This is a genomic window from Neobacillus sp. D3-1R (assembly GCF_052180215.1).
Classification (GTDB): domain Bacteria; phylum Bacillota; class Bacilli; order Bacillales; family Cytobacillaceae; genus Pseudoneobacillus.
In genome coordinates this window covers 2,597,324-2,613,021 of sequence record NZ_CP197471.1, presented here as the reverse complement: position 1 = coordinate 2,613,021, position 15,698 = coordinate 2,597,324, and the positions used below count along the sequence as shown (strand labels likewise).

At 34.6% G+C, this 15,698-nt stretch carries 14 protein-coding genes; 7 read left to right on the top strand and 7 right to left on the bottom strand.

Annotated elements, in window-relative coordinates:
- Positions 1-84 precede the first annotated feature (84 nt).
- The 5 genes from ACSBPO_RS13365 (at position 85) to ACSBPO_RS13345 (ending at position 5,041) form a co-directional block, all read left to right on the top strand.
- Positions 85-471, top strand: coding sequence for a GntR family transcriptional regulator (locus tag ACSBPO_RS13365; protein WP_442594039.1), 387 nt, complete (start codon positions 85-87; stop codon positions 469-471).
- On the top strand, positions 464-1,363 hold the full coding sequence (locus tag ACSBPO_RS13360) for an ABC transporter ATP-binding protein (RefSeq protein ID WP_442600366.1): 900 nt from the start codon (positions 464-466) through the stop codon (positions 1,361-1,363). Before ACSBPO_RS13365 ends, ACSBPO_RS13360 begins: the two co-directional genes overlap by 8 nt.
- On the top strand, positions 1,338-3,338 hold the full coding sequence (locus ACSBPO_RS13355) for a DUF6449 domain-containing protein (protein ID WP_442594037.1): 2,001 nt from the start codon (positions 1,338-1,340) through the stop codon (positions 3,336-3,338). Before ACSBPO_RS13360 ends, ACSBPO_RS13355 begins: the two co-directional genes overlap by 26 nt.
- A gap of 153 nt (positions 3,339-3,491) precedes the next feature.
- Positions 3,492-4,337, top strand: a complete 846-nt coding sequence (locus tag ACSBPO_RS13350; protein ID WP_442594035.1) for an MBL fold metallo-hydrolase — start codon at positions 3,492-3,494, stop codon at positions 4,335-4,337.
- 113 nt (positions 4,338-4,450) lie between these two features.
- A complete protein-coding gene (locus ACSBPO_RS13345) occupies positions 4,451-5,041 on the top strand; it encodes a GNAT family N-acetyltransferase (RefSeq protein WP_442594033.1) in 591 nt (196 codons plus the stop codon).
- Positions 5,042-5,079: 38 nt separating this feature from the next.
- Here ACSBPO_RS13345 and yidC read toward each other — a convergent pair whose 3' ends face one another.
- On the bottom strand, positions 5,080-5,862 hold the full coding sequence (yidC, locus tag ACSBPO_RS13340) for a membrane protein insertase YidC (protein ID WP_442594031.1): 783 nt from the start codon (positions 5,860-5,862) through the stop codon (positions 5,080-5,082).
- Between the two features lie 40 nt (positions 5,863-5,902).
- The gene (locus tag ACSBPO_RS13335; protein ID WP_442594029.1) at positions 5,903-6,187 is read right to left on the bottom strand and encodes a hypothetical protein; all 285 of its coding nucleotides are present in this window, start codon (positions 6,185-6,187) and stop codon (positions 5,903-5,905) included.
- 178 nt (positions 6,188-6,365) lie between these two features.
- Here ACSBPO_RS13335 and ACSBPO_RS13330 point away from each other — a divergent pair, with 178 nt between their 5' ends.
- Positions 6,366-7,928, top strand: coding sequence for a Na+/H+ antiporter (locus ACSBPO_RS13330; protein WP_442594027.1), 1,563 nt, complete (start codon positions 6,366-6,368; stop codon positions 7,926-7,928).
- Positions 7,929-7,997: 69 nt separating this feature from the next.
- Here ACSBPO_RS13330 and ACSBPO_RS13325 read toward each other — a convergent pair whose 3' ends face one another.
- The 5 genes from ACSBPO_RS13325 to ACSBPO_RS13305 all read right to left on the bottom strand — a co-directional run bounded on the left by ACSBPO_RS13325 (position 7,998) and on the right by ACSBPO_RS13305 (position 13,999).
- A complete protein-coding gene (locus tag ACSBPO_RS13325; protein WP_442594025.1) occupies positions 7,998-8,867 on the bottom strand; it encodes a glycoside hydrolase domain-containing protein in 870 nt (289 codons plus the stop codon).
- 110 nt (positions 8,868-8,977) lie between these two features.
- The gene (locus tag ACSBPO_RS13320) at positions 8,978-10,054 is read right to left on the bottom strand and encodes a hypothetical protein (protein WP_442594023.1); all 1,077 of its coding nucleotides are present in this window, start codon (positions 10,052-10,054) and stop codon (positions 8,978-8,980) included.
- A gap of 103 nt (positions 10,055-10,157) precedes the next feature.
- Positions 10,158-10,901: a pyruvate formate-lyase-activating protein gene (gene pflA / locus ACSBPO_RS13315; protein WP_442594021.1), complete on the bottom strand. Its 744-nt coding sequence runs from the start codon at positions 10,899-10,901 to the stop codon at positions 10,158-10,160.
- A gap of 68 nt (positions 10,902-10,969) precedes the next feature.
- Positions 10,970-13,198: a formate C-acetyltransferase gene (gene pflB, locus ACSBPO_RS13310; protein WP_442594019.1), complete on the bottom strand. Its 2,229-nt coding sequence runs from the start codon at positions 13,196-13,198 to the stop codon at positions 10,970-10,972.
- A gap of 348 nt (positions 13,199-13,546) precedes the next feature.
- A complete protein-coding gene (locus ACSBPO_RS13305) occupies positions 13,547-13,999 on the bottom strand; it encodes a hypothetical protein (RefSeq protein WP_442594017.1) in 453 nt (150 codons plus the stop codon).
- 182 nt (positions 14,000-14,181) lie between these two features.
- On the opposite strand from ACSBPO_RS13305, the gene ACSBPO_RS13300 reads away from it, so the two are divergent.
- Entirely contained in the window at positions 14,182-15,645 is a 1,464-nt protein-coding gene (locus ACSBPO_RS13300) for a response regulator transcription factor (protein WP_442594015.1), read from the top strand.
- The last annotated feature ends 53 nt before the right edge of the window (positions 15,646-15,698 follow it).

Genomic DNA, 15,698 nt, shown 5'->3' with positions numbered 1-15,698 from the left:
AAAAGGCTAACATATAATCAAAGTGTACTAAGGTAAATAATACAGTTAATACACACCGAACAGATAGCAGGAAGGAGGTTTCTAATGTTTGATTTAGATGTTCGTAGTCGAATACCAATCTATGAGCAGTTGGTGGAGAAACTAAAGGACTTAATTATTCATGAAGTTTTTAAAGCCGATGAGCAACTGCCATCTGTTAGAACATTATCAAAAGAACTAACAATAAATCCAAATACGATTCAAAAAGCATACCGTGAGTTAGAACTCCAAGGATATATCTATTCAGTTCCAGGTAAGGGGAGTTTTGTTGCCCCAGCATTAGAATTAACGAATGAAAAGGTGGAGAAAATGAAGGAAGCTTTAATTAAGCTCATTTCGGAGGCGTTGTACTTAGGGATGAAAAAGGAAGATATTGTTTCCTTACTCGAATTGGCCGAAGTTAGTGTGAAAGGCAGTGATAAAAGTGATTGATGTGAATGGTGTATCTAAACGATTTGAGGATATAGAAGCATTAAAAGAGGTTAGCTTTCATGTGAAAAAAGGGTCCATTTATGGATTATTGGGAACAAATGGCGCTGGTAAAACAACGCTGTTAAAAATTCTTGCGGGTATATATAGAGAAGGTAAGGGGGAGGTTTTGATTGATGGTGAAAAGGTATTTGAAAATATCCCCTTAAAACAAAGGATCATCTATCTCCCGGATTCCCTTTACTTTTTCTCACAAGTAACCATCAGGCAAATGGCTAGTTTCTATCAATCTACTTTTGAAAATTGGAATCAAGAGCGTTTTGAATTACTAAAAGATTCGTTTCCTATTCAAATGGATAAGAAAATCCATCGACTTTCAAAGGGAATGCAAAGACAAGTAGCATTCTGGTTAGCTCTTTGTGCCATGCCAGATGTGATGATTTTAGATGAACCGTTAGATGGTTTGGATGCAGTCATGAGGCATAAAGTAAAAAATTTATTAATTCAGGATGTAGCTGAACAAGAAATGACTATTTTAATATCCTCTCATAATCTTAGAGAGGTAGAAGACCTATGTGACCATATTGGTATTTTACATCAAGGGTCTTTAGTGATTGAAAAAGAACTAGATTCATTGAAATCTGATATTCATAAAATTCAGGTGGCTTTTTCAAAAACGGTCTCTGATGATTTCCTAAAGGGCTTTCAAGTTCTGCATCATGAAAAACGCGGAAGTGTAACAATTTGGATCGTAAAGGGGAATAAACAACAAATTGAAGCTGATATTCGCAACCATAACCCCGTCATTTTTGATTTATTACCGCTAACTTTAGAGGAAATATTTATATATGAAATGGGGGATAAGGGTTATGCCATTGAAAACATTGTCGTTTAATCAAGGAATACTTTCGCAAAATGTAAGAAACCTTAGTTGGATAGGTATCATCTATTTCCTTATCCTTCTATTTGTCATACCATTACAATTTGTTCTTCTCTACAATAACGGACGAAATCAATACAGTTACTATCATTGGGAAAATGTATTTGCATTAATGGAACCCATTCAAGTTTTCATTATGTTTATCATTCCTGTATTGTTAGCCGTTGTATTATTTCGGTATCTACATGTAAAAGGTGCTGCGGATTTTTATCATAGTCTTCCGGTGAAACGGGAAATTATTTACACGCAGAACGTGGTTTTCGGATTATTTACCTTAACAATCCCCGTTTTTTTAATTGGTCTAATTTTAACGGTATTTTATAATAATCTTCACGTGGTTGGTTCTATTTCAATAACTGAAATATGGAATTGGGTTGGTGTAACCCTGCTTTTTAACTATTTTGTCTTTTTTACCAGTGTGTTTGTCGCAATGGTTACAGGTATATCTGCAGTCCATGCCATTTTAACCTATGTTTTATTTGTATTACCAGTTGGGATTTTTACATTTTGCATTTTAAATCTTGAATATTTCTTATTTGGTTTTTCTTCGCAGTATTATATCAATTCAAATGTTGAACGATTTGTACCGTTTGTAAGAGCTGTTGATTTAGCAAGAATGCCATTATCTGGGCTAGAAGCGCTTACCTATTCTGCGATAACCATCTTAATGTCTGTTCTTGCATTAGCCATCTATAAAATAAGAAGAATTGAGTCAGCCCAACAGGCGATTGCTTTCCAAAATTTAAAGCCATTTTTCAAATATGGTGTAGCTTTTTGCTGTTTATTAGTAGGTGGTTTTTATTTTGGGGAATCTCAGGATCAGTTGCAATGGATATTATTTGGAATGTTTGCGGCTTCTTTAATTGGTTTTTTCGCAGCGGAAATGGTCCTTCAAAAAACATGGAGAGTTTTTAAAGAGTGGAAAGGTTTTGTATTTTTCATAACCGCAATGGCGTTAATAGGAGTCCTCTTTCATTTAGCATCGGCTAAATTTGAACATAACCTGCCAAATGTAGCGGATGTAAATAGAGTGTACCTTGGTGAATCAGCTATATTTATTAAAAGAGATATAAACCAAAATCAATACGAGTTTAATACCAATCCAAACTTCTTTCTAGATGAAAAAGAAAATATACAAAGAGTCTTTGATATTCACAAATCCATTATTAATGGGCAAAATAGATTAGAGGGTATACCCAGTTACGATACAAGGTCTGTAGTGATAGGGTATGAACTAAATAATGGTAAAATGATTGTTAGAGAATACAATATCCCAGATGAAGAATATAACCATTATTTTGCGGAGATTGTGGAGACAAAAGAGTATAAATATAATCATTTTCCTTTGCTTGGCTTTACTAATACACAAGATATTAAGAAAATCTCCTTTCATCCCAATGGACCAGTGAGTGACAGTGTTGTCCTTACGGATCCGGAAGAAATGAATGAATTAGTAGAGATTTTAAAAGATGAAATGCTAAATGAAAGTGCCTCTACGATGGTTAATACGAATGAACAGGAATCATGGGCTTATCTTGAGATTTTTGCTTCACCTAATGTTCATTTCCAAGTTGATTGGAAGAAATCGTATCAAAAAGTGGAAGCATGGTTGAAAGAAAAGGAATTACTTGATCATGCACGTTTAACCTCAAAGTCTATTTCAAAAATAATAGTGGCTAAAAATGATCAAAAGTTAACTGAAATGGAAATGAAAGGGTACGTTGATCGTACTGCTTACCTAGAAAAACTTGAAAATAAAATAGTCATCACTGATCCTGCCCAAATGGATGAAATTCTCAAAAAAGCGAACTGGTACGAAAATGGGGACTATATTGTCGGTTACTTTTTTAAGGATAATAATATCGAACCTATGCTTCAAAGTTTTACAAATGAAAATGTACCTGATTTTGTAAAAATGTCCCTTAAATAATAATCATCTTTCCTTAATGTAATAATCTTTAAAGGCCTACCAACCTTAACTAAAGCTGACCTTATGAGAGGTCAGCTTATTTTCGTTCATTCTAGAAATATATTTTACAAATAATGGGGACAATAAATATATCAAAGCTTAGGGAGTGTAATGATGGACGATACTTCATTAAATAGATTTGAGGAAATGATACCGCCAATGACTTCTATTAGAAGCGGTGTTGGGCAGTTGATTATGCCTGATATTTATTGCTATTGTAATCAGATTGTTAATTTATTTTTTATTGGAGAGATTGGAAATTCTAATAATTGGGTTTTAATAGATGCAGGGATGCCTCATTCAGCAAAGGAAATTATCGATGAGGTAAAAAATCGATTTGGAGAAGTTAATGCTCCCAAAGCGATTATTTTAACTCATGGGCATTTTGACCATGTAGGAAGTATCGCTGAACTTTTAGACCATTGGAATGTTCCTGTATATGCACATCACCTTGAGATTCCATATTTAACGGGTGAAAAGAATTATCCTCCTGGTGACTCAACTGTAGATGAGGGCCTAGTCAGTGAATTATCACCGATGTTTCCCAATCATGGAATTGATATCTCAAAACATGTAGAAAAATTACCGGATGATGGAAGCGTACCTGGAATGCTAGGGTGGAGATGGATTCACACTCCAGGTCATACGCCTGGACATATTTCTCTTTATCGAGATGAAGACCGTGTTCTTATTGCAGGTGATGCATTTGTCACGGTAAAACAAGAATCATTATATAAAGTAATGGTTCAAAAACAAGAAATAAGTGGTCCTCCAAAATATTTTACAACTGATTGGGAAGCTGCCAAACGAACAGTGGAAAAATTAGAAGCATTAAAGCCATCCGTTGCAGTAACTGGGCACGGATTACCGATGACAGGTGAAGAACTAGCCAATGAATTAAACAAACTGGTACAGCATTTTGATGAAATTGCTCTACCAGAGAACAGAAGATATACGTAAGAACCTCCACGTAATGTGGAGGTTTTATTTTTTAACATCAAATACAAATCTTTACCTTGTGAACGAGTATTTACTATATAATATTACATGTACTGGAAGAGGAGGATTTTTTTATGAAGTTATGGGACGAGCTTTTTGAACTAAACGGGGAAACCATTAAACTGGTACCAATGCAACTAGATCAAATAGACGATTTATGGGAAGCAGCAAAACCAGAGATCATTTGGGAGTTTACTTCCGGTAAGATTGGAAGTCTTGAGGATTGCCGTAATGTGGTTGGAAGTGCAATGATAGATAGGGATAAAGGAACATCATACCCTTTTGTTATTATAGATAAAAAAACAAATCAAGTAGTAGGTAGTACTCGATTCTTAGATATTCTTCCATTCCATAAAAGTGTAGAAATTGGTTGGACATGGTATAACCCAAATGTTTGGAGAACAAGGGTTAATACTGAGTGCAAATTACTATTACTGGAACACGCGTTTGAAAAGTGGGATTTAAATCGAGTTCAATTGAAAACAGATCTTCGCAATGTCCGCTCCCAAAAAGCCATTGAGCGAATTGGTGGGATAAAAGAGGGTATTCTTCGCCAGGATCGAGTGATATATAGTGGATATACAAGAGATACTGTTTTTTATAGCATTTTAAAACAAGAATGGCCGCAAGTTCGCGGTAACTTGCAAAATAAACTAGTGAAATAGAAAAATGCCGGGATAATATTCCCGGCATTTATTTATGACTATGACTGTTGCTGTTGTTGATTAACTTTAACCTCTTCGCTTTTAACTGTTGGATACATTTTTCTTCCAATCATGGTTTGGATGATGAGGAAGGTTCCTCCAACTGTCCAATAAAGTGGAAGGGCGGCAGGGGCTTTAAAAGAAAAGAACATAATCATTAGTGGAGACATAAGCCCCATAATTTTCATTTGTTGCTGTTGTTGAGTTGGCATATTTGCCTGGGAAACCTTAAATTGAAAATAATAAATTACACCTGCTATTATAGTAATCACTGTGTCCGGTTGACCAAGACTAAACCATAAAAAGGAATGTGTTGCAATTTCTTGGGAACTTCTGATCGCATAGTAGAAACCCATTAGGATAGGCATTTGAATCAAGACAGGTAAGCAACCCATTGATAAAGGATTTACACCGTGTTTTTGATATAACCCCATCATTTCCTTTTGAATTTCTTGTTTCTTCTTTTCATCTTTTTCAGTCTTTAATCGCTTTTGAATAGCATCCATCTCAGGCTTTAATCGATCCATTTTGACTTTCATTTCGGCTTGGTTTTTGTATTGCTTTAACATTAACGGTAATAATGCGAATCGAACAGCTAACGTTAATAATATGATTGCAATACCAAAATTACCACCAAATATATCAGCTGTAAAATGAATAGCTGTTTTAAATGGCCCCACTAAATAATGTTGAAACATTGAGGGGTCTTTACTGTTATTTGCAGAACATCCTGTTAGAGTTAATATTAATAAAGTTATAACAATTCCTAGATATTTTTTCATCGTTTTTCCGTTTCCTCCTAAAATAAAAAATTATTATGGGTTAAGGAAAAACGATACTGTCTGTTTCGTCGGAAGGGTTTTCTTTTCTCCTGACAATTTGGATAATCCAATTCACTAATAAATTTGATTTAGTTGCGTATTTTTTTAATATGATTTTTGGTGAATGTATGCGGCTTCCAGTTAATTCATGAGTAAATGAAGTAGAGTCCCAATATTCATATTTAATTGATGACCAAACGTATTTAATGGCGAGACCAAGTATGATTCCTGTATATATCGCATCAAGAGTGTTCATCTCTGAAAATTCAAGCAAAAATTCAAACATTAGTCTCACCTCATTTTTAAACGAATGTATATAGTGTAATCTGCTTTTCAAAATAATACAATAGAAGGTTTTTTCCTATTTGTACATACGTGATAAAAGGTTGAAAGGTTTCATTTCAAGTTTGGTAAATATTATAATATGAAAAATTAGAAGATACTAAGTAGCAGGGAGGAATTAAATGAATGAATTAGATTTGCACCATGTATTTGAATTAAGTTTATTTCTAGTAATGATTGCGGCAGGCGTGACAGCCATTGCTAAAAAGTTTAATCAACCATATCCAATTGCTTTAGTCATTGTAGGCGCTTTAATTGGACTTTTTAACATTCCTATTCTTGAATCGGTTAAACTTTTTATAACCGAAGGAGAGGTATTTAATTTTGTTATTATCACATTATTTCTGCCAGCATTACTAGGAGAAGCTGCATTAAAATTACCTTTTCATCATTTGCGTGATAATAAAAATCCCATCTTGTCGTTATCCTTTGGTGCTACCTTTATATCATTTTTAATTATCGGCTTTTCAGGGTATTATTTTTTAAAATTGCCGCTATCGAGTGCTTTCGTCTTCGCGGCTTTAATGAGTGCAACAGACCCTGTAAGTGTATTATCTATTTTTAAAAGTGTTGGAGTAAAAAAACGATTAGCCATCGTGATTGAAGGGGAAAGTCTTTTTAATGATGGTTTAGCTGTAGTTTTATTTAAAATCTCCGCTTTCTATTTATTGACCTATATAGATGCTGGATGGTTAGGGCTTGGCATGGGACTATGGGAGTTTATTAGAGTGATTTCACTTGGCTTAATCATTGGGGGATCATTAGGGTATGGATTTTCCATTTTAACAAAGTATTATGATGATTATCCACTAGAAATCATTTTTAGTGTGATTTTATTCTATGGGTCGTTTATTCTAGCTGAAAGTGTTCATGCTTCCGGTGTTATTGCTGTGGTGGTAGCAGCCCTGATTTTTGGAAATTATGGAGGAAGTATTGGAATGACTCCAACTACTAAATTAAACATCAATAATTTTTGGGATGTAGCCGCACTACTAGCTAACTCCATTGTTTTTTTAATGGTTGGATTAGAAATCACTCGGATATCTATCTTGGATAAATGGGGGATTATCGTTTTCGCTATTTTGATTGTTTTAATTGCAAGGAGTATTGCTGTATATATTGGATTATCTTCGGTCAAAAGTTTCCCGAAAGAATGGAAACATATTATTAATTGGGGCGGTTTAAAGGGGTCACTATCTATTGCTTTAGTTCTTAGTTTGCCTCGGGACTTTCCTGCTCGAGAAGATCTATTATTACTTGCTTTCAGTGTTGTTTTATTTTCCTTGATCCTACAAGGACTGACGATTAAGCCATTGATTCGTTATTTCGGAATAACTATACAGACGGAAGAGGCTCTTGAGTATGAAAAGCTTTTGGCTGGTATGTTTCGATATGAAACCGCGCTGAGTGAAATTCAAAGTCTAAAAAGAAAACTGTACATTACAGAACCTGTAACTAGACAATTGGTTGAGGAATATGAAAGTAAAATTGAAGCTACACAGGAGAAAATGAATGAACTATTTAATCGTTTTCCGCACTTAAAAGAAACTCAAACTGAGGCGATTAAAAAAAGATTGCTTTATGCGGAACATGAAGCGATTCGTAAATTAGAAAAAGATGAAATAATTTCTAGCGAAATCGCAGAACAAGAGCAAGAAGAAATAACCGATCAAATCATAAGATAAAATTAAACAAGGAAGTAATAAGGTAACGCAGTAAAGCGGTGGGGGTCTGACCCCCACTGCTTTACTGCGTTACCATGTGTATGGGATTATTTTGTTGGAAAAGAGGTTGGTGTCTATATTACAGTTTTTGGCTTCGATTCCATATTGCCAGCCAAAGAGTAATGAATCTTTTGGTCCTTGTGGTTTAAAGGTAGGTTGGTTCTTTTTATTTGTAACACCAAGGTGTGGAGATGCAGTCCAAATAATCGTGTTCTTTTGAATATTTGGGTTGTTTGAAACAGCATTTTGATAGGCTGCTAATAATTTATTTTCGGGATTAAATAATCCATAAATCCCTGCACGATATTCAGACTGAGAAAGTTCGTCAACCCATCCCTTGATGAATTCGGAATCAACTGGATAAGTGGGCTCAATATCTGCAAATAACGCCTTACCTTTAGGTATTCCAAGTTTAGCAGTTAGGCTAATAGCTTGTTTCGCTTCTTTTTTTCCATTTTCATAGCCTGTAGCATCAACAAAATGATTATAAATCAGTAAGACCTTTACTTTTTTGCTGTGGAGAAGGTCAATTTCTGTCTTTGTTAGTCCAGATGATACATTGTCCTTTGTACCTATATATCTTCCCCAAATGGCCGGAACTCCATAATAATCTCGTGTGCATTTCAGTAATTTAGCATCGACAGTACTTGCAGAGTCTACTCCCCAAAGGAGAGCTGGCGTTTGCTCTTTTTTAGTAGGATTATGACTAGAATTGTTCCTTTCGGTGGTTTTCTTATCTCGTTCACCCATCAAATAATTTTGTTGGAAAACAGGAAAATATTGCTTAGAGGGATAGAGCTTGTCTGTAGATTTTATTGCTGAATGGTTTGTTGTAAGAAAAGGAAGGATTAATAAAATTATAATGGGGATCAACATACTAAATAACCATTTCCATTTCATAGGTGTCTTCACTCCATTTTCGATAACATCATATTCACAATGGGGAATGGAAGTTCAAATACTGTTAATGGAAATAAATGGGTTTATAAAAAAGACTGATAACTAAGTTATCAGTCTTCATCCATCTTTTTTTCATTTAAAACATTTTTAAGTGCTTGATAAAAGCGTTCTGGTTCATCGACTGTTAAAACAATACGATCTACTTTTTTGGTAAAGCCGTATAAAAGGTTTGCTGTTAATGGCTCTTTTAGTGTCACTTCAAACGTAGGTTTTTCTGTAATAAAATCATTGATCCTAGCATCAAAGGTATGTTTTAATTCTGTCTTACTCAAAGGATCTGGACCTGAGTAGTATGATATATTAGCAATTTGATTAATCGGTACTGTTATTCTTTTCATTAAACCAATTTGAAGGTTTAATTTTTCGGAATTTAATTGAATAGGCGAAAGACGGATTGCTTGAATTTCAGCTAAAAATAGCAAAACGGTATATACATTTAAAATTAATAAAATATAAGAAAGGATAGGATTCATTTGATGTAATAAATAATGAAGTCCAATCGTCTCGATTGCTATCGCATGAATAAGCATAATATTAAGGGCAATAGAGCTTGTCTTTAAATGATAGGTAAACGTATTGGTAGTGCTGTATTTCAATTTTTTGCGATAAGAAAACAATGCATAATAGTAGATAGCTGCTTCAGTTGACATAATTCTTTTCGTTAGTGAATGGGGCATAATATGTTCTATCACAATACTGATGTTTTCGGGAAAATAAATTCCGTTCTCGCGTCTTTCCTTAAATTCCTTCACTAATTTTGGAAATTTGGTCACTATTTTATAAAGTAGATAAATTTCCATTAGGACTATGATTAGCTCACCTGCAATAATGAACCAGGTAACTTGGGAGTAAGAACTTAATAATTCATCTGGGATGATTAACTTGGCAGCACCATAACCACCAAGAACGGGTATTCCAATCATCTTTAATGAATATCTTTTTCTGATTATGAAAAGGTAAGTCATAACTGGAATAACAATAATAAAATCAATTAAGGAAGCTATAACGATTTTATTATCTAAAGGGAAAAAGATAGGTTGATGATAGATTGTATAGTTTGCGGTAAATATTAATAGTATTAGTGTTGAAAAGATTCCCCATTTGGTTTTACCAGTTTGGTAGACCATTTGTCATCACCTCTCGATTCCATTATATAGAAACTTTGGAAAATAATAAATAAAAAAAGTGCCACACCTTCGTGCAGCACATAAATAGGGGGAGTTAAAACAATTAAGAAGTAAACTGACACTTCCCTTTTAAAATATGCAAAGCCTTTTCAACTTGTGAATCATTCGGTGGCTCTATTTCTTTTAGTGGATATTGAAGCCCGAGTGCTTCCCATTTATAGACCCCAAGTTTGTGGTATGGAAGTATTTCAATCTTTTTTACATTGTTAAGTGTAGAAATAAAATTTGCCATTTCATTTAAATCTGTTTCATCATCTGTGATGGTTGGTACCAAGACGTGGCGAATCCAAACAGGTACCTGCTTGCTGGAAAGCAGCTTAGCAAACTCAAGGATATGGTCATTAGGCATTCCAGTAAGCTGTATGTGTTTCTTTCGATTAATATGTTTTAAATCGAGTAAGATTAAATCCGTATATTGAAGGAGTTCTGCCAATTGTTCTTGAAATAGTTTTGCATTTGAATAGCATCCGCCAGAAGAATCAATCGTTGTATGAATTCCTTTCTTTTTACATTCCTTAAATAATTCGATTAAAAACGGTAACTGTAATAAAGGCTCGCCGCCACTAACTGTAATACCGCCACCGGAAGACTGAATAAACGGGAGATAAGAAATTAAGTCATTCATGAGTTCGGAAACAGACATTTGCTTACCAGTCCCAATCTCCCATGTATCAGCATTATGACAAAACTGACAGCGTAAGAGACAGCCTTGTGTGAAGACAACATAACGAATTCCTGGTCCATCAACAGTTCCTAAAGTCTCGATAGAATGTATATTTCCTAGCATGATAGTAATCTCCCTTCGATTGGGAAGTCTCAATGGAAGGGGAGACCTCGATCCCTTAATTAATGGTTTTACAAAGATTCATGGAATGTACGATTAATAACATCCATTTGTTGTTCCCTCGTTAATTTAATAAAGTTTACGGCATAACCAGAAACCCGAATGGTTAATTGTGGATACTTTTCAGGATGTTCCATGGCATTCAATAAAGTTTCACGATTAAATACGTTTACATTTAGATGATGCCCCGCTTTTATTGCATACCCATCTAAGATAGAAACAAGATTACGAGACTGACTCTCTTCTTCTTTCCCTAATGCCTTTGGAACAATGGAGAAAGTATTAGATATGCCATCCAATGCAGATTGATAAGGAAGCTTTGCAACAGAAGAAAGCGACGCCAAGGTTCCTTTTGTATCACGACCATGCATTGGATTAGCTCCAGGGGCAAATGGTTCACCTGTACGTCTTCCATCAGGAGTGTTTCCTGTTTTCTTTCCATACACAACATTAGAGGTAATGGTTAAAATAGACATCGTATGAATAGATTGACGATAGGTTTGGTGCTTGTGCAGTTTTTTCATAAATCGTTCCACTATATCAACGGCAATGCTGTCTACCCGATCATCATTATTACCGTATTTAGGAAATTCACCTTTTGTTTCAAAGTCGACAGCGATTCCATTTTCATCACGAATAACCTTTACTTCACCATATTTTATAGCGCTTAAGGAATCGGCTACCACACTTAGTCCAGCAATCCCTGTTGCCATCGTTCTTACTATTTCGGAATCATGCAAAGCCATTTCGATACGTTCGTAGCTGTATTTATCATGCATATAGTGGATGATGTTTAGAGTATTAATATATAAATCTGCAAGCCATTCCATCATTTGCTCAAATTTTGTCATGACCTCATCAAATTGTAATACTTCAGAGGTTATTGGAGCAAAATCAGGACCTACTTGGATTTTTAATTTTTCATCTATTCCACCGTTGATAGAATAAAGCAGTGCTTTAGCTAAGTTTGCTCGAGCCCCAAAAAATTGCATTTGTTTACCAATTTCCATGGCAGAAACACAACAGGCAATCCCGTAATCATCCCCATATTCTGGACGCATAATATCATCATTTTCGTATTGGATTGAGCTTGTTTTAATTGACATTTTTGCACAATATTTCTTAAATTTTTCTGGTAACTGTGTGGACCAGAGTACGGTTAGGTTTGGTTCTGGAGCAGGTCCAAGGTTGTCTAATGAGTGTAAGAAGCGGAAGGACGTTTTGGTTACTAGTGAACGTCCGTCTAATGCCATTCCGCCAATTGATTCTGTTACCCAAGTTGGATCACCGCTAAATAATTCATTGTAATCAGGAGTCCGTGCAAATTTTACTAGACGGAGCTTCATGATAAAATGATCTACTAATTCTTGTGCTTGTTCTTCCGTTAAGGTACCGTTTTGTAAATCTCGTTCAAGATAGATATCAAGGAAGGTGGAAACTCGACCTAGGCTCATTGCTGCCCCATTTTGTTCTTTAATGGCTGCTAGATACCCAAAATATAACCATTGAAATGCTTCAAGAGCATTTTTAGCAGGTTTGGAAATGTCAAAACCATAAATGGTACCAAGCTCTTTCAATTCAAGAAGTGCCCGGATTTGTTCTGAAATTTCTTCACGAAGGCGCATATTTTCTTCAGTCATTACTTTACTTGTTGAAACAAGATCTTTTTTCTTTTCATTTATTAAAAAGTCAACACCGTATAAAGCCACTCGACGGTAATCACCAATGATTCTGCCGCGTCCGTATGCATCTGGCAGACCTGTAATGATTCCCGCTTTTCTTGCCAGCATCATTTCATCTGTATATGCATCAAATACGCCTTGATTATGTGTTTTTCTATAGTCAGTAAAGATCTTTTCAATATCTTCACTTAATTGATAACCATATGCTTCACAAGCTGCTTTAGCCATTCTAATACCACCGAACGGTTGTAGTGAACGATTAAAAGGCTTATCAGTTTGAACTCCTACAATTTTTTCTAAGTCTTCATTTAAGTATCCTGGGCCATGGGAGACAATCGTAGATACGGTTTCAGTATCCATTTCGAGAACTCCGCCTTTTTCTCTTTCCTGTATTGTTAATTCCATTACTTGTTCCCATAGTTTAGTAGTTGAAGGGGTAGCTGATGCTAGGAAACCCTCATCACCTTCGTACGGTTCCATATTTTTTAAAATGAAGTCTCTAACATCGACCTTTTTTGCCCATGTTCCAGTAGTAAAACCAATCCATTGATTATTCATTGTTGTACACCTCGTATATATAACAGATTTGATATTTTTATCTTATATCTTATATAACAGATGATAAGTGAAAAACATCACAAATAATAGATGGTTTAGCCTAGTATTTGTTAAGATATTGTGAAAACAGGGTTAATTCACACTTTGGACAAAAAAGTATGGATTAAGGAATGAGCGGTTTTGAAACTGTATTATAAAATAATCGCATTTTTTGAAATCTGTTATATATATTAAGAGAGTTGATTTGGATATTATTAATATACGAAATAAGGGAGATTAATAAGGTTGTTACTATTTTTATAGTAAAAAAATGAAACAGGAGTTTGTTCTCCTGTTTCAGCTTTACTTCTAATCGACGACAATATACGCAATCATTGGTCCATTTGTTGTTTTGTCAGCGTGTGTGTGACAAATTAGACGATACGTGCCTTCCTTGCTAAATTGAAGGGGGACAATTGTTTCTTCCCCTTTTTTGACAGTACCTTTAATAGTAGTACCTTCAATCGTAAATGGATGCTCAATTCCATTTACTCCGTAAATAACAAGATTAACTTTCTCATCCTTTTCCATAAAAATAGTACCAGGATCCCAACGATAAGCTTCGATTTCGTTCCCTTTTTCTGTCTTAGCTTTAAATTCCCCAGTTACCATATGGATTTCTCTCGTATTTGATTCGGCTTGAGTTTTAAAAACAGGTACATTAGCTGACCTAAAAATAAACCAAACGGAAGCTGAGATGATCGTTATTCCAACAAGGAAAAAAATAAATAATGATCTCTTTTTAAGAACTAAAAATGGCATTTTCTTCACCTCCAATCATGTGATGTTTAGGAAGCCTTCAGGTGATTATTCTAGAAATCGTAGAATGGATGCTCGTCTACTTTATCTATATGCATAATGATGGAGGAAACTTGTCTGTTTTTTCTGAAATAATCTTTACAAAACCTAGTGAAAAGTTAATATGAAAGTTAGGGGGTGAAAACTTGGTACATGTATTGATTGCTAACAGAGAACGGTATGAAACGACAGGGATGGAATGGTTATTAAAATCAAATGATGCCTCTTTATCAATTGAGCTGGCCTTTACTATATCTGAGCTTCTAGATAAATTAGAAAGTTTTCCAGTTGATATTCTAATCTTAGAAATGGAGCTTCTAACCCCATTAGAAAACAAAAATTTAAAGAAATGGTTAAAGGTATTAAATCCAAAAGTGGTTGGTTTAACATTAGAAGCAACATTCGAAACGGCTATGAAGGCAATTGACATAGGAGTAAAACCGTTGCTGCTAAAACCAGTTTCACCTGAACAACTGCAACGAAATATTCAATACTTAGTAAGAGAAATAAAATCCAAGCACTCTTTGAATCCAATTGAAAAAAAATCTGAAAATAGAATAGACATCACTCAGATATTTAATGATAATTTAACTTCTGCCAAAGATTTTGTGTTTTTAGGTTTTAAAACCGAGGAAAGAGGATGTATCAAAAAGCTGACTACTTTTCTAAAAAATTACTCTTTTAAAATGGATGTTGAATTTTATTCATTATCGGATTCGATTATTGGGATTTCAAAATTAAATGAAGATTCTTGGTATGAAGAATCTCAAAGATTATTACGAGACTGGCAATTGTACGAGCCTGAACCTATTTCTATTGTCGTATATCTTCCTACAGATAAAAATTTGTCTATACATGAACGGTATATTGAAACAAAGAAAATGCTTGAAGTTACATTTTTTATAGGGTTTAACCAGGTAACCCAATATGCAGAGGAGATTAAATGGCAATTCATTGATCCTTTCCTTACTTCTAGTGAGCAAAAGCTTTGGATAGATTTTTTAAATCATTCTAATTTAACAGGGATTCGTGAATGGTTGTATAAAGAATTTCTTCACCTAGCAACACCTTATCCGGACCCTGGTCTTATACGAATACGGATAACGAGTATACTTGCCCAAATTCGCAGATATATGAAAGAGAATTCTATATTTATAGAACTTGAAAGTGACTATCTTAATTTGTTCAATCAGGTTTTATATTCAACGATCATATATCGCAATGTTCAGGAATTAATTATATTTATATCCAAGATTTTTAATTTAAAGGAACAAATGAGTGAACATAAAAAGGATTTAATCGGAAATTGTATAGACTATATTCATACCCATTATTGGAATTCCCAATTAACCTTGGAGGGAGTGGCTACTCTCCTGAATCGAAACCCTACTTACTTAAGTAGTATATTTGTACAAAAGACAGGAAAAACGTTTAGAGAAACATTGAATGAAGTTCGAATAAATAAAGCAATTAAACTATTAAATGAAACCGAAATGTCAATAAAAGAAATTGCAAGGTTATGTGGATTTACACATCAACAATATTTCACAAGAGTGTTTCGGCAATTGACAAATATGCCACCTAAACAATTTCGGAACCATAATTCCTAGTTAGATGATGGCTGTTTAACACATTAAAGCGTCGGGGGTCAGACCCCCGACGC